The organism is Chryseobacterium endophyticum, from assembly GCF_056333165.1.
In genome coordinates this window covers 263,873-284,173 of the sequence record NZ_JBWGXE010000002.1, presented here as the reverse complement: position 1 = coordinate 284,173, position 20,301 = coordinate 263,873, and the positions used below count along the sequence as shown (strand labels likewise).

The 20,301-nt window shown below is 39.4% G+C and carries 18 protein-coding genes; 8 read left to right on the top strand and 10 right to left on the bottom strand.

Annotated elements, in window-relative coordinates; all coding sequences use genetic code 11:
• The first annotated feature begins 52 nt into the window (after positions 1 to 52).
• Together AC0N32_RS05650 and AC0N32_RS05645 are read left to right on the top strand one after the other, a co-directional pair.
• A complete protein-coding gene (locus tag AC0N32_RS05650; RefSeq protein ID WP_476392889.1) occupies positions 53 to 1,339 on the top strand; it encodes a TolC family protein in 1,287 nt (428 codons plus the stop codon).
• A 97-nt stretch (positions 1,340 to 1,436) separates the two neighbouring features.
• On the top strand, positions 1,437 to 1,841 hold the full coding sequence (locus tag AC0N32_RS05645; protein ID WP_476392888.1) for a VOC family protein: 405 nt from the start codon (positions 1,437 to 1,439) through the stop codon (positions 1,839 to 1,841).
• A 71-nt stretch (positions 1,842 to 1,912) separates the two neighbouring features.
• Here AC0N32_RS05645 and AC0N32_RS05640 read toward each other — a convergent pair whose 3' ends face one another.
• The 8 genes from AC0N32_RS05640 to AC0N32_RS05605 form a co-directional block, all read right to left on the bottom strand.
• Positions 1,913 to 2,293 (bottom strand): VOC family protein, encoded by a 381-nt coding sequence (locus tag AC0N32_RS05640; protein WP_476392887.1) that lies wholly within the window; start codon positions 2,291 to 2,293, stop codon positions 1,913 to 1,915.
• Positions 2,294 to 2,340: 47 nt separating this feature from the next.
• Positions 2,341 to 3,195: a GLPGLI family protein gene (locus AC0N32_RS05635; protein ID WP_476392886.1), complete on the bottom strand. Its 855-nt coding sequence runs from the start codon at positions 3,193 to 3,195 to the stop codon at positions 2,341 to 2,343.
• Between the two features lie 112 nt (positions 3,196 to 3,307).
• Positions 3,308 to 5,107, bottom strand: coding sequence for a hypothetical protein (locus AC0N32_RS05630; protein ID WP_476392885.1), 1,800 nt, complete (start codon positions 5,105 to 5,107; stop codon positions 3,308 to 3,310).
• A 209-nt stretch (positions 5,108 to 5,316) separates the two neighbouring features.
• Complete coding sequence (locus tag AC0N32_RS05625) at positions 5,317 to 6,315, bottom strand: SDR family oxidoreductase (protein ID WP_476392884.1); 999 nt, start codon at positions 6,313 to 6,315, stop codon at positions 5,317 to 5,319.
• Between the two features lie 110 nt (positions 6,316 to 6,425).
• A complete protein-coding gene (locus AC0N32_RS05620; protein ID WP_476392883.1) occupies positions 6,426 to 6,656 on the bottom strand; it encodes a glutathione synthase in 231 nt (76 codons plus the stop codon).
• Between the two features lie 379 nt (positions 6,657 to 7,035).
• Entirely contained in the window at positions 7,036 to 7,254 is a 219-nt protein-coding gene (locus tag AC0N32_RS05615) for a hypothetical protein (protein WP_476392882.1), read from the bottom strand.
• Positions 7,255 to 7,374: 120 nt separating this feature from the next.
• Positions 7,375 to 7,986, bottom strand: a complete 612-nt coding sequence (locus AC0N32_RS05610; RefSeq protein WP_476392881.1) for an alpha-ketoglutarate-dependent dioxygenase AlkB family protein — start codon at positions 7,984 to 7,986, stop codon at positions 7,375 to 7,377.
• Complete coding sequence (locus AC0N32_RS05605; protein ID WP_476392880.1) at positions 7,987 to 10,836, bottom strand: AsmA family protein; 2,850 nt, start codon at positions 10,834 to 10,836, stop codon at positions 7,987 to 7,989.
• A gap of 201 nt (positions 10,837 to 11,037) precedes the next feature.
• On the opposite strand from AC0N32_RS05605, the gene AC0N32_RS05600 reads away from it, so the two are divergent.
• Positions 11,038 to 11,271 (top strand): hypothetical protein, encoded by a 234-nt coding sequence (locus tag AC0N32_RS05600; protein ID WP_476392879.1) that lies wholly within the window; start codon positions 11,038 to 11,040, stop codon positions 11,269 to 11,271.
• A 1-nt stretch (position 11,272) separates the two neighbouring features.
• Here the strand turns inward: AC0N32_RS05600 and AC0N32_RS05595 are convergent, their stop codons facing one another.
• On the bottom strand, positions 11,273 to 11,737 hold the full coding sequence (locus tag AC0N32_RS05595; protein WP_476392878.1) for an NUDIX hydrolase: 465 nt from the start codon (positions 11,735 to 11,737) through the stop codon (positions 11,273 to 11,275).
• A 3-nt stretch (positions 11,738 to 11,740) separates the two neighbouring features.
• Entirely contained in the window at positions 11,741 to 12,490 is a 750-nt protein-coding gene (locus tag AC0N32_RS05590; protein WP_476392877.1) for an NUDIX hydrolase, read from the bottom strand.
• A 328-nt stretch (positions 12,491 to 12,818) separates the two neighbouring features.
• On the opposite strand from AC0N32_RS05590, the gene AC0N32_RS05585 reads away from it, so the two are divergent.
• The 5 genes from AC0N32_RS05585 (at position 12,819) to AC0N32_RS05565 (ending at position 20,150) form a co-directional block, all read left to right on the top strand.
• A complete protein-coding gene (locus AC0N32_RS05585; protein ID WP_476392876.1) occupies positions 12,819 to 12,974 on the top strand; it encodes a hypothetical protein in 156 nt (51 codons plus the stop codon).
• A gap of 42 nt (positions 12,975 to 13,016) precedes the next feature.
• Positions 13,017 to 15,281, top strand: coding sequence for a TonB-dependent receptor (locus tag AC0N32_RS05580; RefSeq protein ID WP_476392875.1), 2,265 nt, complete (start codon positions 13,017 to 13,019; stop codon positions 15,279 to 15,281).
• An 11-nt stretch (positions 15,282 to 15,292) separates the two neighbouring features.
• A complete protein-coding gene (locus AC0N32_RS05575) occupies positions 15,293 to 17,584 on the top strand; it encodes a glycoside hydrolase family 3 protein (RefSeq protein WP_476392874.1) in 2,292 nt (763 codons plus the stop codon).
• A gap of 252 nt (positions 17,585 to 17,836) precedes the next feature.
• The gene (locus AC0N32_RS05570; protein WP_476392873.1) at positions 17,837 to 19,003 is read left to right on the top strand and encodes an esterase; all 1,167 of its coding nucleotides are present in this window, start codon (positions 17,837 to 17,839) and stop codon (positions 19,001 to 19,003) included.
• A 268-nt stretch (positions 19,004 to 19,271) separates the two neighbouring features.
• The gene (locus tag AC0N32_RS05565) at positions 19,272 to 20,150 is read left to right on the top strand and encodes an alpha/beta hydrolase (protein ID WP_476392872.1); all 879 of its coding nucleotides are present in this window, start codon (positions 19,272 to 19,274) and stop codon (positions 20,148 to 20,150) included.
• Positions 20,151 to 20,301: the final 151 nt, after the last annotated feature.

Sequence of the window (20,301 nt, the reverse complement as noted above, 5' to 3'; positions counted from 1 at the left end):
GAACTGATCAACTGGCAACAAATAACCGTCAACCGACAAACAACAAACAATTATGAAAAAACTATTCTTCATATTATTCATTAATCTTCTTCCGGCGCAGGAAAGCTGGACCCTGGAACAATGCCTGGATTACGCTTCTGCGAATCATCCGTTAGTACTTCAGTCTACCGTAAATATAAAGAAAAGCGAGAGGGAGATTTCCGCTGCCAAAGGAATGCTGCTTCCTTCCGTAAATGCCGGGGCCAGCCACAACTATGGTTTCGGATCTTCTATCAACCAGAACACCAACCAGAGGGAAGCCATCAACACGCAATATGATCAGATTTACGCCCAGGCCAGCTGGGAACTGATGAACTGGAAAAACTACCTTACCATCTCCCTTTCGAAAATCAATAAGGAAAGTTCGGTTTACAAAATGAAGCTGGCTCAGAATGAGGTTAAAATGAACGTAGTCATGATGTTTTTCACATACCAGAACAGTAAAAGCTGGCTTGAGGTCCTGCAAACCCAGATCTCCGGGATTGAAGACCAGATCAGGCGTACTGAGAAAGAGGTGGAAATAGGCAGCCGCCCGAAAAGTGATATTTATGACATCAAAGCCAATCTCGGAACCATGCAGGAACAGCTGGTTTCAGCAAAAAATCTTAAAGATCTGTCTAAAATCAATCTTCTGAATGCATTAGCCATCACCAAAGATACCCTTGAATTTACCATGAATGAAGAACATCTTATGGATTCAAATTTCAATGACGGTAATTTTGTGCAGAGACTTTTAGAAAAAAATCCTGCTTATAAAGCGGTTTTAAAAGAAATTCAGGCCCAACAGAAAAATGTAGCCATTGCCCAGTCAGGATACTTGCCTACACTAAACGGATCTTACACATGGTCAAGTTTTTACAATAAAATTTTAGGACAGCCTGCGACCGACTTTTCGGAGCAATTGAAACTCAACAAAAACCAGCAGTTATCGTTCGGACTTAATATTCCGGTTTTCAATAAATTACAGGTGAAAAACAATATCGAAATCGCCAGGCTGAATGTCATCAATTCCAACTATAATAAAGACATCATCGTTAATGATTTAACCAAAAGCATTAATTCCATCAAGGCGCAGTTTCTCAATGCACAGGAAAAATATAATCTTTTGGAGGCCAATTTTGAAAATCAAAGATTGTCATTTCAGAAGTCGGAAGAAAAATATAAAGAAGGGCTGATGGATGCTTATACATTCTTTTTGGTCAGAAACAACTGGCTGCAAGCCAATTATAATCTGATAAACAGTAAAAACGATGTAATGCAACAGACTGAACTGCTTAAGATTTTAGAGAATGATCTGTAGAGAAATACGTAAAATTCAAAAGAAATATTTCTACTGCTGACAGATAGTTGTCATACTGCCTCTTTACCTTTGTACCGTTAACATCAATCAATAGAACATGGATAAGGTAAATTTGGTATCATTAAGAATCATAACAGCTGATATTAAGAGATTAGTCTCATTCTTTGAACAGGCGACAGAAACAACGGCCAATTGGTCTACAGATGACTTCGCCGAGATAAAATCAGGCAATTTTACGCTGGCCATCGGCAGCACACGGACACTGGCTTTTTTTGGGGAAGGCATTGCTGCTCCTGAAGCTAATAGAAGCATCATCATCGAGTTTCTGGTAGAGAATGTAGATGAGTGTTATGAAAGAATTAAAAATCTGACCTCGGAAATCGTTCAGGAGCCAACCACCATGCCTTGGGGAAACCGCTCACTGTTATTCCGGGATCCGGATGGGAATCTTATCAATTTTTTCACTCCCGTCAGTGAGGAGGCAAAAAAGAAATTTGGGTAACAATCATGATACAGAGAGCGGGTACGGAACTCTGTTTTTCCGGATAACCCGTTTTTTGTAACCCTTGAATTTTAGAATGATTTTCGTTTTTTTAACTGGAATACATTTCCTTCAGGATCAGTTCCGTCGCAGAGCCAGTAGTCATAATTTTCGAAGGTTTTGATTGCCCTCATTTCGATGTTTTTTGCCATAAATTCGTTTCGTGCCGTTTCGATATCGGTGTCTATCTCAAAGATAAGTTTGGTGTTATTGTCAAATTTATGGTTTGGCTGCATTGTATTTAAAAAATGTTCTCCAATTTTATGAAAGGCAATATTTAAAGGTCCGGCATTTAATAATACCCAGACCTCATCTTCCTCAATAACGGTCAGGCTGAAATTTTCAACATAAAAATCCCGGAGTGCTTTAATATTCTGAACATAAAGCATTATCGTATCAAGTTTCGCATTCATATATACAAATTTATAAATTACATCAGTATAATTATCGGCATTTTATCCTAGCGGTATAGATCTTTTTCTATAAAATTATTAAATCTCTTAAAAAACTCTTTTGCACGGTTTTCTTTATTCCTGATGAGTTCCATTTTGGTAAGCGGATTTCCTGTATTTGAATCATAAAATAAAGTTTGAGACATTTCGGAGTTTCCATGCATGATTTTGATATTTTTGGCAGGATCTTTTTTATATTCATTCCAAAGCTCATTAAACCTCTCTTTGGTAACGGAAATCTCATTTGCTTTAAACGCCGTCAATAATGGCTGCTGATCGAGTTTTTGGCTTCCGGCAAGGGTAAAAATATGAGTTTTCGCTTCATCTTCGATATGTAAAATTAAACCTGGCAAACCATGGAATTTATAAGGTCCGTCCTGGATCTGAATCTCATGGGTAAACCATGCCACCCAATTTCTTCCTCCAAAATTCGTAGTGGCTTTCTGGGCTTTAAAGCCTTTTATGTTTTCGATATCGGGAAGAATCGTCCAGTTCATTTTGTGAAGTTCTTTCACGGCCAGATTACTGGCGTTAACGACGCTGTGAAATACAGTCTCAAATCCGGGATAAGTTTTTGAAACCCTGAACTTTGCAACCGGCTGCCTGAGTTTTCTGAGATCAATTTCAACAAAATCTGAAGCTTTTCCTTTTTCGATCTGGGCCTTAAAAAGAGAATCTCTTGAAATCAGTAAATCACTGTAAAAATGCGATCCTTCTCGGGAAACATCGAGATTCATTATATCCTTCTGAACATAATCTTTATTCAGGGAATCTGATTTGAAGGTATATTCATATACAAACCTTTGATTCTGAGACAAAAGAAATCCGGACATTAACAGTAAAAAAGTGATAATTATTTTCATGGTTGCTTAAATAATGACAATCACTCAAATATAAGTAATGTTTTTCTATTTTAATAAGGATAAAATAATCACAAAAAAACCTTCATCGGTTAATGAAGGTTGCTTTAATAATTTATTTTTCAGGAATTTCGATATTTGAAACTAACAATTTACCGTGCTGGAGGTAACATTTGATATTAAGGTCATTTCTAAAAAAATCAGTCTTCTGAAGCAGATTTTCATAGTAACTGATGCCCTGCAGAAGGTTTTCTTTAAAATTTTTCCATTTTTTGATCTGGCCGGCGGTGACATTTCCGCAGAATTCTTCAATTTCATTTTTTAGATAATCGATATACATCTTCATTTCGTTGATGAACATATTAGGCCTGCTTTTATGAGAAATAACATTCGCACTGCCATAAATATGCCTCACCATCTCAGAAAGTGATATCTCCTTATCAAAATAAGCCAGATTCGGGCCGGGACAAATCACAACCCCCTGTTTTTCACCTTTGATCTCCAATCCGTTTTCTAGATAGGCAGCATTTACCAGTCCTACACAAAGACAGGCTTTTTCGAAAATTTTTTCTTTTCTCTTTTCATATAATTCAGGTGAGATCGTGGCTCTTTCAGCTTCAAGATCCTGTAATTTGAGGTCCTGGTATTTCTTTGACGCTGTGCAGGTCCCTTCCGGTGAATATTCTTTACTTAGTGCCAGCAATTTTTTCGGACACGAACTTCCGTAACGGTTTTTCGCTTGCTTCTGATGTCTGATGATTTCGTTGGACGATCCTTTAACCGTATTGAAAGGTACGCCGAGCGGCGAAAGATTGCTGATGTAAAAATCTTTTTCCTTCGATTCCTGAAGAAGTTTTCTTGTTCCTTGATCTACAGAGGTCGCTTCCGGGACGAGCAGAAAAGGAGATCCCCAGCCGATACTGTCGACTTCGTAGGTATGGAGAAGGAATTCATGCTCTTCTGCCGTTCCTACTCCACCCTGCACGGTGATTTTCATTTCCAGGGGTTCTGAAACGGTATATCTTCCTTTCTGCTCCAGTGCTTTTTTCATCAGTACATGGGAAGATTCTACAAGCTCATTTTTTTTAATTTTAAATTCTTCCAGGATGGGTCCCAGCAGAAGACCTTCCGTAGCAAAAGCATGCCCGCCGCAGTTTAGCCCGGATTCGATGCGGTATTCCGATACCCAAAGTCCTTTTTTAGCCAAAAAATTCCCCTGTATCATCGCAGAGCGGAAATCGCTTACTTTCAGTATGATTTTCTTTTTAATCTGACCGTATTGATCCGGATAGAAATCGTCAAACTCTTCTATATAGCTATACAGCCTGGGGTTCATCCCTGCAGAAAGGACCATGGAAGAAGACAGCCTGCTTTTTGCAAATCCTCGTAATGAAGCGTGCGCATCATTGTAGATCACCGGCAGTTGCTGATGATTTTTAAAATTGTCCTTATCCACTTTTGTCATGATATTGACATCGATGTTGCCGGGGGAGAGATGTTTTTCAATAAAACATTTTATCGAAGAGGTAATTCCTTCTTTCTGACTGAGGAAATTCTGTAATCCGTCCTTCAGTTCGGAAGTATTCGGCAGCATTTCCATAAAATTCATCAAAGCCGTTTTATTCTTTGAGAGTTCTTCTTTAAAAGCTTCGAATTTTTCATTCACGATATCATCCAGCATATCAAGATAAGCGGTGATCCTTTTAGCACGGTAATCTTCAACCCTCGTGGAAATACTGCTGTAATTCAGGTTGAATTTTGAACTGTAAAAATTTTTCATTTTCTCTATAATCTCATCATCGATTATAGAAACTACGGATGAAATTCCGTACTGCGCTACACGGATAGGACTGTCTATCGTATAAGCTAATCCCATTACGGGAATATGGAAATTGTGTAAAGGCTTTTTGATCATTTTTATATTGATTAAATAATGTTCTTACCTCTAAATTCCCATCAACTCATTCACTGCCACAAAAGTATAGGTTTAAAATTAATTATGCATACAATAACACACATTTTATTCAGTAAATTTTTAAAATCATGACATAAAAAAGTTTCGGGCAGATCAAAGATTTGCCCGAAACTTTCATATTGATAACCATCTGAAGTATGCAGATGAATTTATTCCTCTCTTCCTGAAGATTTAACTTTAAGGAACATATAAGCAAGTCCCAATCCTAAACCGGCCATTAATGCCAATTTCGTTTTTTTTGAAGGAACAGGTAAAATAGTTTCTCCATAAATACGGTGCGGCCCGGAAGAAGGCTCCAGAACATTTCCTGAATCTGACGGTGCATTTTTAAGCTTCATCATCATTCTCATGCCCGCAGAAGCCGTGTTAATGACCGGTTTTGGAAATAGTTTATACATTCCGGTAAGGATTCGTGAGGTAACATCCGGAAACATATCTTTCTGCGGATTTTTTGCCAGTTCGACAAATTTAGCTGCTGTATCTCTGGGATCGGCCGCAAAAGGCGGAATTTTAAAATCCAGTCCTGAAAACTTGGCCGAATGCATATTTCCCGTAGAGCGCTGTATCTGTGGATAAAGATTGCAGATGTACACGTTCGGAAAATCGGAAATTTCACCATGGAGACACTCCATCATCCCGCGGATCCCGAATTTCGTCGCGGAATAGACCGCACTGTAAGGTGCCGGCATAAAGCCCCCTATGGAAACATTATTGATCAGTACTCCATCCTCCTGTCTTTTGAATATCGGTAAAACACTGTAAGCACCATGCATATACCCAAAAAGATTGGTTTTGATAACCTGCTCATTGACATCCATCGGGATTTCCTCGAATTTTCCGCTTGCCATTACTCCAGCATTGTTGATCCATATATCGATTCTTCCGTTGAATTGTAATGCTTTATTGGCAAGATTCTGCACATCGGTTTCTATTGATACATCGGTAGGTACGGCCATGGCAGCCACCCCAAGATCATGGCACAGGGCAACCGTTTCATCCAGGGCCTCTTTACCTCTTGCGGCGACCACGATATTGCAGCCTTCCAGCGCAAATGCTTCGGCAGCGGCTCTTCCTACTCCACTGCTTCCGCCTGTTATGACAACGGTTTTTCCTTTAAGACTTTGTTGGATTTCATTATTGGATTTCATTTTGCAAATTGGTTTTGGTTGTTACTAAAACGAACCTATTATTATGCCACAAGCATTTACCACAAGTTATTAGTTACCAAATAAAAACCCCAAATAAATTGGGGCTGTCATTATTCTTCAAAAATGAGTCTCCCGTTGAAGGGTTCACTCCAGCATATAAAAATACTGTCATTGTGCCTCTTAATCTGAGCCTGTATCGTTTCGTAGCTACCATCATCACTTAGTTTTTCGACGATAAGATTTGATCCTTCCCCTATGTTTCCTTTACGGAACTCTATCTGATACTGGTTTGATGCTTCGTCCAGAATAAAATCTGACTTGATAAAATTTCTGTGTGCCATATAAATTATAATTTTTTAAGTGTAAAGAATAAACCATGCCAACGATTCAAATTATTATTTTTTCTTAAAATATCTTAAATTATATTAAAAATTTTTATTGATCCTTTTTATGGCATAATATTTTAATACTAATTAATACTCATGTTTAATTTGAGTTTTCATGGTTATTAGTTTTTATCCTCAGTTTTCTGAGGATTTTTTGTTTTTATAACCCCGGCATTATGAATGATGCAAAAATCAACTTTAAATCAACTTTAATTTTATATTATATTTAAGTTATCCCATCAATTTCAAAATCATTTTTATTTAAATTCAAACAAAAAAAGAACGACTTTTAATAAAGCCGCTCCTCATTTATATCGATTTGTTGTGTCCATTTTCAAATGGCATAAGCACCTTTGTTCTGAAAAACATTAATGCCTTCAATTTTATCTTTCTGAATATTATAAATCATTTCCACCGTAAAATGGGAAACTTCGTACAAAATATATTTCAGAGTATTAACGGTTCTTTCGTTCATTATGCGTCCTTCATTCATCACTAAGCTGAATTGATCCTGATTAGGCATATTTTTAAAATCGTAATAAGAAATATTCATAGCTGATGTTTTTAATACTTTGGTTATCAATAGACAATTTCTTTGCCAAATTTTGTTAATAATTATTTTTTTATACATTTATGGTATTAATAATTATTTTTATTTACTGAAAATCAATTCTTACATCTCGCGGATCAGCCTGAAGGTGAGGTTTATTCTCGGTTTCATGAGTTTCGAAGATTTTGCGATCCGGTGTTCCCAATGGAGCTGTAGATCACCTTTCATGATCAGCAGTGAGCCATGTCCCAGGGCAATGCTGTATTTATTTTGATGGTCATCAGCTTTTCTAAAATCAAAATTCCTTACCTGTCCCAAACTGATGGAAGCAATTACCGGCCGATTGCCCAATTCACTCTCCTTGTCACGATGCCAGGCTACGGAATCATTTCCGTCACGATACAGATTAAGCAGAACAGAATTAAACTGATAACCTGAGAATACTTCGATCTTTTCCTTTAATGCCAATAATTCCGGGGACCATTCATTGACTACAAAATCGTTATTCCCGAGATGATACATTTTGCTGCTGTCACCATACCAGGCTGTAAGACGTGGCGTCACCACGATTTTATCATACATTTTCCTTGAAGTCTGTTTCCAGGGAGCTTTAAGCAAAAGTTTTTCCTGTAGTTCATCCGCTTCTTTCCGTTCTAAAAAGTGCTCGGTATATTCCAGAAGTTCTTCAGGAAATTCATAATATTCATCTGAACCGAATAAACTTAGCTGACTCATTTATTTTTCCTTTAAATCTTTTGTAATCTGCTTTTCGGCATTCTTTGCTTTTTCTTCCTGCGCTTCTTTTTCCTTACGCTGCTGTCTCTTTGTTTTTTTCTCAGCCCTTCTTTCCTGGCGAATTACTTTGTTTAGCTTTCTGTTATAAGCCGCATCCAGAATACCCTGCCCTTTTTTACTGAAAATTTTAATCTTAGGATTTTCATGAGTTCCGGTAACCACAACCGGGAAGCCGATGAGCCCGCCCGGAAGAATCCCGATCCTCACCCTGAGATCAAGCAACCCGTTGAAGCTGGTCGTTCCACTGATGCTTGGCCTTAAAATAGAAACCCTGAACGTGAATTTATCCACATGAATAAGATTATTTTTAATATGTGTTTCTATATTAACGCCCTTCATATCCGGATTGTTGAATGCTTTTGCCCCGATATTATCTCCTACTGCTGAAAGCATCTTTAAATTCTTAACTTCAACGTCACGCAGATTCACGATACCTCCGCCCTCAAGAGAAGGATAAATCGGCTTCATGTTTTTATCGAAATCGCCTTTTAATTTATAATCAATGGATACAATTCCTTTGACGTTTTTGGCGGCAGTGGCCATTTCCCGTACCATATCGATTTCTTTGTAAGCCCGCTGAACATCAAAATCTAACACTTTAAGGGCAATATCATAATTGGCGGTAAGCGGAGATTCGTCCTGATATCTGGCGTCAATATTCATTTTACTTCCGATGATGTCAAATGAAGTATTTTTAAGATAAACCTGGCCTTTATCTACGGAAGCCTGACCATTGAGATGATTTAAGGCTAATCCTTTAAATTCTACTTTACGAATATGAGTCTGCAGCGAAACATCGAGATTTTTCGGGATAATTACTACGCCACTGCTTTTAGGATTTTCTACTTTGGCATATTCTACGTCAATGGATTTTTTTGAATTGTCGCCGTTTTTAAGAGCCATAAATTCGTCGATGAGAACATAGTTGGAGTTTAAACCGAATTTCCCGTGAAGCGTTCCTTTTCGCTCGATAAAATAATTGATGGTATTGAGAAGGTAGCCATTAAGAGCAAAATCAGATTTACCATAAGTGACAAAAAACTTCCTGAACCACATCTTTTCGTTTTCAAAGCGGAAATTACCTTCTTTAATAAAAAAAGATTTCGGTAAAAATTCCGTGGTTGCTTTGATGTTTTTTAAGATAAGACTTCCTTTATTGTCGAGTTTACTGTACTGTCCGGTCGTGGCATAGCTCTGTTTTCCGTTTAAAGATAAATCTGCCATAATGAGTCCGCTTACATCAAATCCTTTTTTGGCAAAAACACGATAGATTCTGCCGACATTCAAGACACCTTTTGCTCTTACTTTATACAAAACATCTTCAAAATTCTGCAGATCAGCATTTACAAACACAGGATTTCCTTCAAAATCAAACCTGAATGGATTCAGCTTTACGCCTAGACTTTTGAAAGTACCGTCGGTATTGGTGATGTTTGCAGCAATATTAATATTCCGGATCGGATTCGGGTAATATTTCGTTTTCAGCCAGCCATTTTTGAGATTGAGATAGCCGTTTGTTTTGGGGAATAATTTCTTGTCAAGACTGAAAATTCCATTGGCTTTGATATTGGTATCCATAAGACCGCGGATATCAATATCTTTCAGTCCCAAAGCCTGATCAAGGGTCTGAAGATCAACGGCACCTTTTATATCAGCATTGATCTGCATCTCATTTAAACCTTTGGTTTTAACCACAGCCTTGAAACTGTTTTTCGGACCAAGATCAAATCCCAGGTTTTTAAGGTCAATGGCCAGCTGATTCGTATCAAGGGAAGGCAGATCGACATTAAGATCCATATTCAGGTGGTTCATCGGAACCGGCGCCTTTCCGTTTGAAACAAAACCGTCTCTCACCAATAACCTTGCTTTAAGCCGGGGTTTCAGATTCTGCTGTTCGCTGAAGCGGCCTTTCAGGTTGAAGAAGAGATCGCTGTTGCCTTCAATTTTCGTATCCTTTGCCCAATCGAGATACTGTGGTGGAAGTACGGAAATCATATCCCGAATGGTTGTTTTTTCCGAAGCGGCTTTAATATCAAGGTTATATCCGTCTTTAAGGATGCTTAAAAAACCTGTAAACTTTAATGGAAGATCATTGATTCTCAACTCGTTTTTCCTGAGAACAAAAGTCAGCGCATTGGTATTGATTCTTGTGATAAGGTCAGCATGTAAGGTTTTCTGTTTGGCATAGTAAATTCTGTTAAGGCTAAAGTCTAGTTTATTGATATCCAGATCGGTTTCAAGGTCGAAAATATCTTCGCTCAGGCCGCCTTTTCCCGTATAATTCAGTCCTTTTGCGTCTACCAGAACTCGCGCAGAATGGTCGATGTATTTAATATTCCAGTTTTTAAGTTTGATGAGATCCAACTTAATGGATGTTCCGGCGCCTGTCGTATCTTTCGGCTTTTGGGAAGGCTTTGCTACATAGACATTATAGTTTGCCTGTCCTTTGCTGTTGACAAAAACATTTCCGTAAGCATCGGTAACGTAGATTTCATCGATCTTCACCTGTCGGTCAAAAATCAGGTTTTTCAGGTTAATGCCTACCGAGACTTCCCTTGCTGACAATAAAGTATCTTCCTGAAAAGGCTTTGACCCTTTCAGCAAAAAATCATCTACGGAAACCGTAAGTGAGGGAAAATGCCTGAAAAAGGTAAGGTGTGTCCTTTTATAATCCAGCTTTCCCGCAAGATGCTGATTGGCAAATACTTTCACTTGTTCTGAGATTGTTCCCGGAAATAAAATCGGTATGATGAACATTAAAAAAAGAATGGATGCTATCGAAATACCCATCCACTTTAGAATTTTAATTATGATTCTTTTAAACCTTCCCATCAGCCTGTAATTTTGAGTTTAACAAATTACCATTATCTAAAATCAAGCCATATTTCTTGAAATTTTACTGACGGAATACCACAAAGGTTTAATTATTACACAAAAAGATCTCTGATGGCATAATTTATTCATTAGCCAAAAAAATTAAATATAAACGTTATGAACTTCAACGAAGCCAAAGAACATAAAAAAGAATCGCTTAAGAACGCCGACGAATCGGTGCTTAATCTTTTCCATGTCGTTATCACACCCTCCAACACGGATGAAAGCGCAAAATTTATTGAAGATTTTCTGAAATCTCCCGAATCTTTTGACGATGAAAGCTGTAAAAAATACTGCTCTGATGGAAATTATGAAGTGGTAAGCTTTAAAAAAGAATCTGAAAATGATTAATCTAAAGTTTCGATGAAAGTATTTTCTCAAGCTGAACAAGAAATCCTGCCTGTGCGGGATTTATTTTTTCCTTAGCGTCAACGGAAGAAAACCATTCCCACCGATCGACTTCAGGAATTTCGAGCTTTCTGCCGGATCGTGGCGGCCAATCGATCGTAATCACATTACTGTGCATGTCTGAAGTTTCAATATCACCTTCCAGCGCCCAGGCAAAAACCTTTTTTCCCCCTTTCTGAACAATAGGGTCGAGTTCTGTAAAATTACCGTCAACTGTTTTCCCGGTCTCTTCTGCAAATTCTATTTTAGCCCTTTCCAGAAGATTTTCACCCTCTGAAACTTCTCCTTTCGGTATCGACCACGATCCACCATCTTTATTCTTCCAGAACGGTCCGCCCGGATGTACAAGGAAATAAAAGATATTGTTTTTTTCCCTTTTAAATAATAAAATTCCGGCACTTATTTTCATACATTACCAACTGCTTAAACCGTTTTCGAGCGCTTTAAGATAATTTTCTTCATCAAAGGAGTACAGGTCCGGGGCTTTATGGGCTCCTCCCTTTCTTTGCTCATCCAGTTTTTTGAGAATTCCGAGATTTTTTATTTTACGGTAAAAATTTCCTCTGTTGAGCTCTTTTCCAAGAATAACCTCGTACAGTTTCTGAAGTTCCGAAAGGGTAAACTTTTCCGGCAACAGATTATAGCCTATCGGTTTATGGGAAATCTTTTCCCTTAGCGTCAGAAGTGCTTTTTCAATAATATCCCGGTGATCCATAGCCAGTTCGATATCAGGAAGTTCACTCAGATAAATCCATTCGCAGGTTTCACTGTATTCATCAGCTATAAGATTGAAGCGGTCCGGATTATAAAGAGCGTAATAGCCAATGGTGACAAATCTCTGCTTGTGAAAGAGGGTTTCATCAAAATCCTCGAAATAGAACTCACTTCTGTTCTTTTTACCGAAAACGCCGAATTCTTCGAGATAGACATCGCTGATCCCGGCTCTTTCTTTTAAAATACGCACGACCGCTTCGTCAAGATCTTCATCTTTTCTCACATAACCGCCGGGCAGAAGCCATTGTTTACGGTAGTTCATTTTAAGAAGAAGAACTTTCAGTTCATTCTGATCAAAGCCGAAGATCACAGGATCGGCAGAAAGATGAGGCAGGAAAACCTCTTTAAGCTCATTAGATTTATTTAAAATTTGTTGTTTGGAATCCATCGGGGGAATTTGGGAAAATTTTATTTAAACAAATCTAGTAAAAATCTTACAGAATAAAAAAATGGCTTCCCGCGATACTTTTTGGGAGACCATTTGGTTATTTCTAACCATTGTTTCGTACTGAAACAATGATATAAAAATTAAAACATAACAGTTAAAAAACTGATTTACAACAACTTAATTAACATGTTAAATTTCATTAACATTTTTTTGCATAATTCAGATAAAGAATGTAGTATTGTAATGATTCATAAAGAAGCAATGAATTCAAACACTGATCTGAACAAAATTACTTTGATGTTTACTCTTTCTTGGAGTATGAAAACTGTTGAAAGATCATAGAATCTTTCTCTCCGATATCAGCAGAAAAACTGCTGAACTTTTCGGGAATCTGATGCTGAGGGAAACCGGCCAAAACAATACCGGTGCTGAAAATAAAGTTTCATCCATAGATTTTTGGATGCAGGATAAATTATGCCTTTAAATACGTACGAAAACAACTATAAGAAATTTAGACAACTAAGAAATGAGAAAATCAACTTTTAAAATTTCAGCATTGGGGCTTATGCTTTCTTTCGCAACAGCGTTCGGGCAGGAAACCGACAGTGCTTCCGTGAAAACAGCCGTAAAAGCGGTTATTAAAAATGAAGAAGGTGTAAAAACCGTGACCACTTCCTCTAAAGAAGACAACAACCGAAATGTAATGCTGAATGCAGCAAACAATACAAGTCCGAGAGATGTAAATATCGGTCTTCCATCAACCGTAGGCGGAATAACGATTCTTGAAAACGATCTTCCCGCCGTCTATTTTTTCTGGCCAGAGCTTCCGAATAAAACCTGGAGACAAAGCGTTGGCCTGGAGAAAACAGGGCTTCTGAAAATGGATCAGCTTGCCAATACCATGGGCGACCTCGGTTTTGCGGTGAATTCTTACTCGCAGACAGGAACCAAAGATTTTAAATTAAAAGGAAAATTCACAACGAGTACTTTCGGATGGCTACAGGGAGATGTAAATGCTTCCGGACCGATTTCTAAAAACGGGTGGACGTACACCGTGGGCGCTTTCGCCAACTTTGACCCTAGTACCTACAAATTAGGTTTTGCAAGAAATGCCGATGAAACTAAGATCTTCAGGGCAGGTATCACAAAATATTTCGATAACGATAAAGGTAAGATCTCGATCTTATACAAATACGCAGATTCTTACAGCATTACCAACTATGCCGTATTCCAGTACGGGCCGGAAGGTAAAGTTACAGAGCTTGATAACTTTAAAATCGGAAGAGATTCTTACGTAGTGAGAGACGGGCTGATGAAAGTCAAAGATATTCTTACCGGCGAGTATTCGTGGCGGTCAATGAGTGGAAATGACAACAGGTCAAAATCACACAATATCGATATTTTTGGTAATTATCTTTTAGACAACGGCTGGAATTTTAAATTCTCAACAAGAGCGCATTTTTCTAAAGTGAAAATGTCTAATATGATTCCTCTAAGTATCTTCAATGCCGGTTCTGCATCCGGATATACACTGGCTTCTAACGGTCAGTCTTATTCCGGGCCGGTGGGAACAATCCTGGGAATGTACACGCCGGAAACCCCGATTTCCAGTGTTGCCGGAAGATTTTCATTAAATAAGCAGCTTGGAAACCACAATGTAACTTTCGGGGTGTTGGAACAATTCTACCACGTTAATAAATTCACATCCGACCGTACTTTCTTCTTCCAGACCGTTGAGCCGCAACCGCAGAGACTGATCGGTCCGAATACCGATGCAGACGGTTTCTACAATTATAACGCAGGTGGCGAGTATCACAGCGGAACAGAAAACAAACTTTCTGTCTACGGTACCGATGAATGGAAAGTGACCGACAATTTCAATTTGAGCTACGGCTTGCATTTGAGAAATCATATCCTTGACGGTGAATATTCTTTGACGCCGAGAACCATTGGTTTCAGCTTCACAGATCCGGCTCAGTTCAACCACATCAGCCAGAGTTTCTTCCAGATTGCAGGAAGTTTAAACGCAACCTACAACATTACAAAGAATTTCGGGGTTTTAGCCAACTTCTTGTATACCGAGGAAAACAGAAGGTTGGAAAGCTATTCCCAGGCTTTTGAACCGAATACCAATAAAATTAAAAGCCCACTTGGCGCATTCGGGATTTTCTGGAACACCAACTGGATCCAATTGATTTCCCAGGCGACATATCTTAAAAAGAACAACAACCTGAACCGTTACAACCTCGTTAATCCGACCAACAGTTCCGAAGCACAGACAACAACGGTGTATTACGATATTCAGACCTTGGGTTGGACGACCGATTTCGTGTTAAAGCCTTTTAAAGGATTCAATTTGCATTATTTGGTAACATTCCAGAATCCGGTTTATAAGAAGTTTAATTTCAATGCCTTCGGAAAAGACTACGATTATAACGACAATAACGTGTTAGGTGTTGCGAAAGTTTTAATGGAAATCGATCCTAGCTATACGGTTGACAAATGGAGATTCTGGGCAAGTTTCAGGTATTTCTCAAAACAATATGCAAACCTTACGAACGCTTTGTATTTCGCTCCGAGATGGGAAACCTTCGGTGGGGTAAGTTATACGGTAAATAAAAACATCAACGTTGGCGCAACGGTCATCAACTTCCTGAACCAGAGAGGAGCCAGCGGAACCATCAACGGTGCCGAGCTGATTACCGATGCAAGTCCGTATTATGGAAAACTATTGACGGGAACGTATATTATGCCATTAACCGGTCAGTTGTCCGTAAGCTTTAATTTCTAAAATGTAAAACAATGAAAAAGACAGTTTTAAATTTTGCTGCGTTATTTTTAGGAGTAACGGCATTTTCACAGAATATTCAAACGGTTACAAATTCCAAAGGCCCGGTTTTAGGATATTCAACAGATTCAGGCGTGAAAATCCTGACGGTTGGCGGAAATAAATTCAAGGATTTAAATAAAAACGGAAAGCTTGATAAATACGAAGACTGGAGACTTCCTGTCGACGAAAGAGCAAAAGATCTGGCTTCTAAAATGACCATTGAGCAGATCGCTGGATTAATGCTGTACAGCGGCCACCAATCGGTTCCTGCGCCGGCAGACGGTTTCAGGGCTGGAAAATACAACGGAAAATTTTACAAAGAAAGCGGTGCTAAAGCGTCTGATTTAACAGACCAACAAAAGAAATTCCTGAAAGAAGACAACCTGCGTCACGTTCTCGTAACCACCGTTGAATCTCCTGCCATTGCGGCACAATGGAGCAACAACATCCAGGCGTATATCGAAGGTTTTGGTTTGGGAATTCCGGCCAACAACAGTACGGACCCTAGACATTCTGCAACAGTTACCGCAGAGTTTAATGAAGGAGCGGGTGGCCAGATTTCACTTTGGCCCGACGGTCTGGCAATGGGAGCAACATTCGATCCCGAACTGGTTAGAAAATTCGGAAATATCGCTGCTCAGGAATACAGAGCATTAGGAATCTCAACCGCTTTATCCCCACAAATTGACCTTGGTACAGAACCCCGCTGGTACAGGATTGCCTACGTTTTTTCTGAAAGTCCTGAACTGACGGCAGATATGGCAAGAGGATACATCGACGGTTTCCAGACCACCGCCGGAAACAAAAACCGCTGGGGAAACAAAAGTGTGAATGCCATGGTAAAACACTGGCCGGGAGGCGGACCTGAAGAAGGCGGCCGCGATGGCCACTGGGCAATGGGCAAATTTGCGGTATACCCGGGAAATAATTTCCAGAATCACGTAAAACCTTTTACGGAAGGAGCATTTAAGTTGAACGGCGGAACCAAAGAAGCTTCTGCGGTGATGCCTTATTACACGATTAGTTTTAATCAGGATACGAAAAACGGTGAAAACGTCGGAAACGGTTACAGCAAATATTTGATTACCGATTTACTTCGTGGAAAATACAAATATGACGGCGTAGTCTGTACCGACTGGCTCATCACAGCGGACGAGCCAAAATCTCCGGGCGGATTTGCCGGAAAACCTTGGGGTGCAGAAAAATTATCGATTGCGGAGCGTCATTACAAAGTGCTGGAAGCCGGCGTCGACCAGTTCGGAGGGAACAACGACAAAGGACCTGTTCTGGAAGCCTACCAAATGGGTGTGAAAGAACACGGTGAAAAAGCTTATCGTGCGAAGTTCGAGCAGTCAGCGGTTCGTTTACTGAGAAACTTCTTCAGAACGGGATTGTTTGAAAATCCTTATGTCAACATCGAAGAAACCAAAAAGATCGTCGGTAACCCTGAATTTATGAAAGCAGGTTATGAAGCGCAGGTAAAATCGATTGTAATGCTGAAAAATAAAGCCAATATCCTTCCGATTAAAGAAAGAAAAACGGTGTACATTCCGAAAAGATATTCTCCGGCAACCTTCAACTGGTGGGGAATTTACACCGCTCCGTCTTTGGATTATCCGGTTGATATCGAGAAAATCAAAAAACATTACAACGTTACCGAAGACCCGACAAAAGCTGATTTCGCGTTGGTTTTTGTGAAAAGTCCTCACAGTGAGGAAGGCGGTTACAGCGATATCGATGCAAAGGAAGGCGGAAACGGTTACGTGCCGATTTCTCTTCAATATCAGACTTACACGGCGACAGAAGCTCGTGAAAAAAGTATTGCTGCTGGCGACCCCGTTGTTGCACCGAATGTACACGACAGAACGTTTAAAAATAAAACCTCCACCGCAACCAACTTCACCGATTTGCTGACGATAGAAAACACCTACAAAGCAATGAACGGGAAACCGGTTATCGTTTCGGTAACAGCTTCAAAGCCGATGGTTTTTAATGAATTTGAAAAGCACGCCGATGCGATTCTGATAAACTTTAATGTATCCAATCAGGCGGTTGTAGATATCGTAACCGGAAAATACGAACCTTCTGGATTACTTCCTTTACAAATGCCTGCCAATATGGAAACGGTGGAAAAGCAGAAAGAAGATGTGCCTTACGATATGGAAACGCACAAAGATACCGAAGGCCACAACTATGATTTCGGGTACGGAATGAACTGGTCCGGCGTGATCAAAGATTCCAGAACTGTGAAGTACAAAAAATAATTCATCATAAAATTGATTATTAATTGATGTCTGAAACCGGACATTTTTGTCCGGTTTTCTGATTCAAACTTATTTTTCTTAATGAAAATAAACGAAGTTTATTCTTAAAAATTCAACATTAAGGATTTAAGAAAAAATATTAACGATGAAAAATTAAGAAATCAATATATTGATTTTTATTAAGATACATTAAGCAATATATTATTAAAACTTAATTTCTTAATGTTTAAAATTTAAAAAAATAAAATTAAGATGAAAATCAGATACACCATTTATTCATTAATGCTGGGTTCACTGATGTTTGCTCAGGAAAGCCTGGATTTCAGCGGAAAGAAGAATTTAATTTCCCCGGAAATCAGCGGTCAGAATGTGACCTTTCGTCTGCTCGCACCCAACGCGAACAGCGTAAAACTCCAGGGCAACTGGTTTCCGTCGAAGGGAATGGAACCGGGTTCCGTGGATTTACAGAAAGACAAAGACGGTATTTGGTCGTTTACGAAAAGTGATTTTACTCCCGATTTGTACACCTATTCATTCGTGGTGGATGGTGTGAAAGCCAATGATCCGAATAATTCTTACCAGGTGCGCGATGTCGCTTCGGTGATGAGTATGGTTTTGGTAGATGGCAAACAGTCGGAGAATTATAAAGTTCAGAACGTACCGCACGGAACGGTTTCCAAAAGATGGTACAAATCCACCGGACTGAAAGAAGACCGCAGATTAACGGTATATACACCTCCAGGTTACGAAAACTCGAAGGAAAAATTCCCGGTTTTATACCTGCTGCATGGAATGGGCGGCGATGAGGAAGCGTGGATGACTTTGGGAAGAGCTTCACAGATTCTTGATAATTTAATTGCTCAGGGAAAAGCCAAACCGATGATCGTCGTAATGCCGAACGGTCACACCAGCAATGCCGCGGCGCCGGGCGAATCTTCCAAAGGGTTTTATAAAATCGATATGAGGACACCGGATATTTTCTCAGGCGATATGGAAACCTATTTCAGGGAAATTATGGATTTCACGGAATCGAATTACCGAACAAAAGCCAACGCTGAAAACCGTGCGATTGCCGGACTTTCGATGGGCGGTTTCCATTCATTATACATTTCAGCCAATCAGCCGAAAACGTTTGATTATGTCGGCCTTTTTTCTCCCGCAATTCTTCCTCCGGACGAAAAGAAAAGCCCGGTTTACCAGAATCTGGATTCCAAACTGAAAACCCAGCAGACCAATGCTTATAAACTGTACTGGATCGGCATCGGAAAAACAGATTTTCTCTACAAAAACGTCGCAGAGTACCGCCAGAAACTCGACAAAATGAATTTCAGATATCAATACGTAGAATCTGAAGGCGGTCACACGTGGAGCAATTGGAGAACGTATCTCAATGAATTTGTTCCGCAGTTATTTAAGTAAAATAATTTGGGCAGCTATTTCCGCTCAAGTCGTGCTTCGGATTCAGCATAAAATACACGACAACATACAACAGGATTTTGTCATCCGGTAGGAATCTCAACAGCCTAGATTCCTACCGAAATGACAAACAAACTGTCAATTTAATGCAGTCTTAGCTGAGTGAAATCAATGATTCGACGAAGTCAAACGCCTTTGCGAACGAAAAATTTGCAGAACAACATTAAAAAAAAACTTTGCGCTCTTTGCGTTTAAAAAATTTAAAATCAAAATGAAAAAAGTAATCATAGCAGGTTTATTCCTTGCAGGTCTTACAAGCATCAACGCTCAGAAATCCATTCCATTATACCAGGGTAAAGCACCCGGAACCGAAAACTGGACACAGAAAGAAGCTCAGCAGTTCAACGAATTATTCAAAACGGAAGTTGTTTTCAATGTCGCCCAGCCTTCCATGCTATTGTTTGAAGCCGATAAAAAGAAAGCCAACGGAACGGTTATCGTTATCGCTCCCGGTGGCGGATTTCAAAGTCTTTCCATCAACCGTGAAGGGATCGATATGGCGAAAAAACTGGCAGAAAACGGAATCACCGCAGTCGTTCTAAAATACAGATTACTCGAAACGAAATCCAACGATCCGGCAAAAGAAATGATGGAAAACATCAAAGACAGACCCGCATTTGACGCCAAAACAGCACCGATCAAAGTGATGGCTGGAGACGATATCAAAACGGCGATTTCTTATATCAGGGCTCACGCCAAAGACTTAAACATCAATGCCGAAAAACTAGGCGTTATAGGATTTTCTGCAGGAGCAAGCGTTATTCTGGAAAGCGTACTTCACAGCAAAGATGCTTCCACATTACCGAACTTCGCTGCTTCCATCTATGGAGGTCCGAGCGATGAAATCTTAAATACAGAAATACCAGGCACTCCCCTTCCGCTGTTTATCTGTGCAGCCAGTGACGACCAATTAAAGCTTGCTCCAAAATCAGTTTTGCTTTACAGTAAATGGCTAAAGGCCGGACAACCTGCAGAGCTCCATATCTATGAAAAAGGCGGGCACGGGTTCGGAATGGGGAAACAAAATCTCCCTGTCGATAAATGGTCGGATGTCTATCTCGACTGGCTGAGATTCCACAAGTTCTTATAGCCTTAGAATGAAACCACAATTTTTTTTACTGAAGACGGATGTATAGCTTTTCAAAAAAGCTCATCAAGGCGAGTAAAAATCTTTGATTTCCTTCTGATGTGCTCTTCTATTTTCAAAGTTTTTTACTGAAAACTTAGGTGGCTTTTGTGGT

Coding starts and splice junctions, on each gene's coding strand:
- AC0N32_RS05650 (WP_476392889.1), top strand. CDS start 53: ATGAAAAAACTATTCTTCATATTATTCATTAATCTTCTTCCGGCGCAG.
- AC0N32_RS05645 (WP_476392888.1), top strand. CDS start 1,437: ATGGATAAGGTAAATTTGGTATCATTAAGAATCATAACAGCTGATATT.
- AC0N32_RS05640 (WP_476392887.1), bottom strand. CDS start 2,293: ATGAATGCGAAACTTGATACGATAATGCTTTATGTTCAGAATATTAAA.
- AC0N32_RS05635 (WP_476392886.1), bottom strand. CDS start 3,195: ATGAAAATAATTATCACTTTTTTACTGTTAATGTCCGGATTTCTTTTG.
- AC0N32_RS05630 (WP_476392885.1), bottom strand. CDS start 5,107: ATGATCAAAAAGCCTTTACACAATTTCCATATTCCCGTAATGGGATTA.
- AC0N32_RS05625 (WP_476392884.1), bottom strand. CDS start 6,315: ATGAAATCCAATAATGAAATCCAACAAAGTCTTAAAGGAAAAACCGTT.
- AC0N32_RS05620 (WP_476392883.1), bottom strand. CDS start 6,656: ATGGCACACAGAAATTTTATCAAGTCAGATTTTATTCTGGACGAAGCA.
- AC0N32_RS05615 (WP_476392882.1), bottom strand. CDS start 7,254: ATGAATATTTCTTATTACGATTTTAAAAATATGCCTAATCAGGATCAA.
- AC0N32_RS05610 (WP_476392881.1), bottom strand. CDS start 7,986: ATGAGTCAGCTAAGTTTATTCGGTTCAGATGAATATTATGAATTTCCT.
- AC0N32_RS05605 (WP_476392880.1), bottom strand. CDS start 10,836: ATGGGTATTTCGATAGCATCCATTCTTTTTTTAATGTTCATCATACCG.
- AC0N32_RS05600 (WP_476392879.1), top strand. CDS start 11,038: ATGAACTTCAACGAAGCCAAAGAACATAAAAAAGAATCGCTTAAGAAC.
- AC0N32_RS05595 (WP_476392878.1), bottom strand. CDS start 11,737: ATGAAAATAAGTGCCGGAATTTTATTATTTAAAAGGGAAAAAAACAAT.
- AC0N32_RS05590 (WP_476392877.1), bottom strand. CDS start 12,490: ATGGATTCCAAACAACAAATTTTAAATAAATCTAATGAGCTTAAAGAG.
- AC0N32_RS05580 (WP_476392875.1), top strand. CDS start 13,017: ATGAGAAAATCAACTTTTAAAATTTCAGCATTGGGGCTTATGCTTTCT.
- AC0N32_RS05575 (WP_476392874.1), top strand. CDS start 15,293: ATGAAAAAGACAGTTTTAAATTTTGCTGCGTTATTTTTAGGAGTAACG.
- AC0N32_RS05570 (WP_476392873.1), top strand. CDS start 17,837: ATGAAAATCAGATACACCATTTATTCATTAATGCTGGGTTCACTGATG.
- AC0N32_RS05565 (WP_476392872.1), top strand. CDS start 19,272: ATGAAAAAAGTAATCATAGCAGGTTTATTCCTTGCAGGTCTTACAAGC.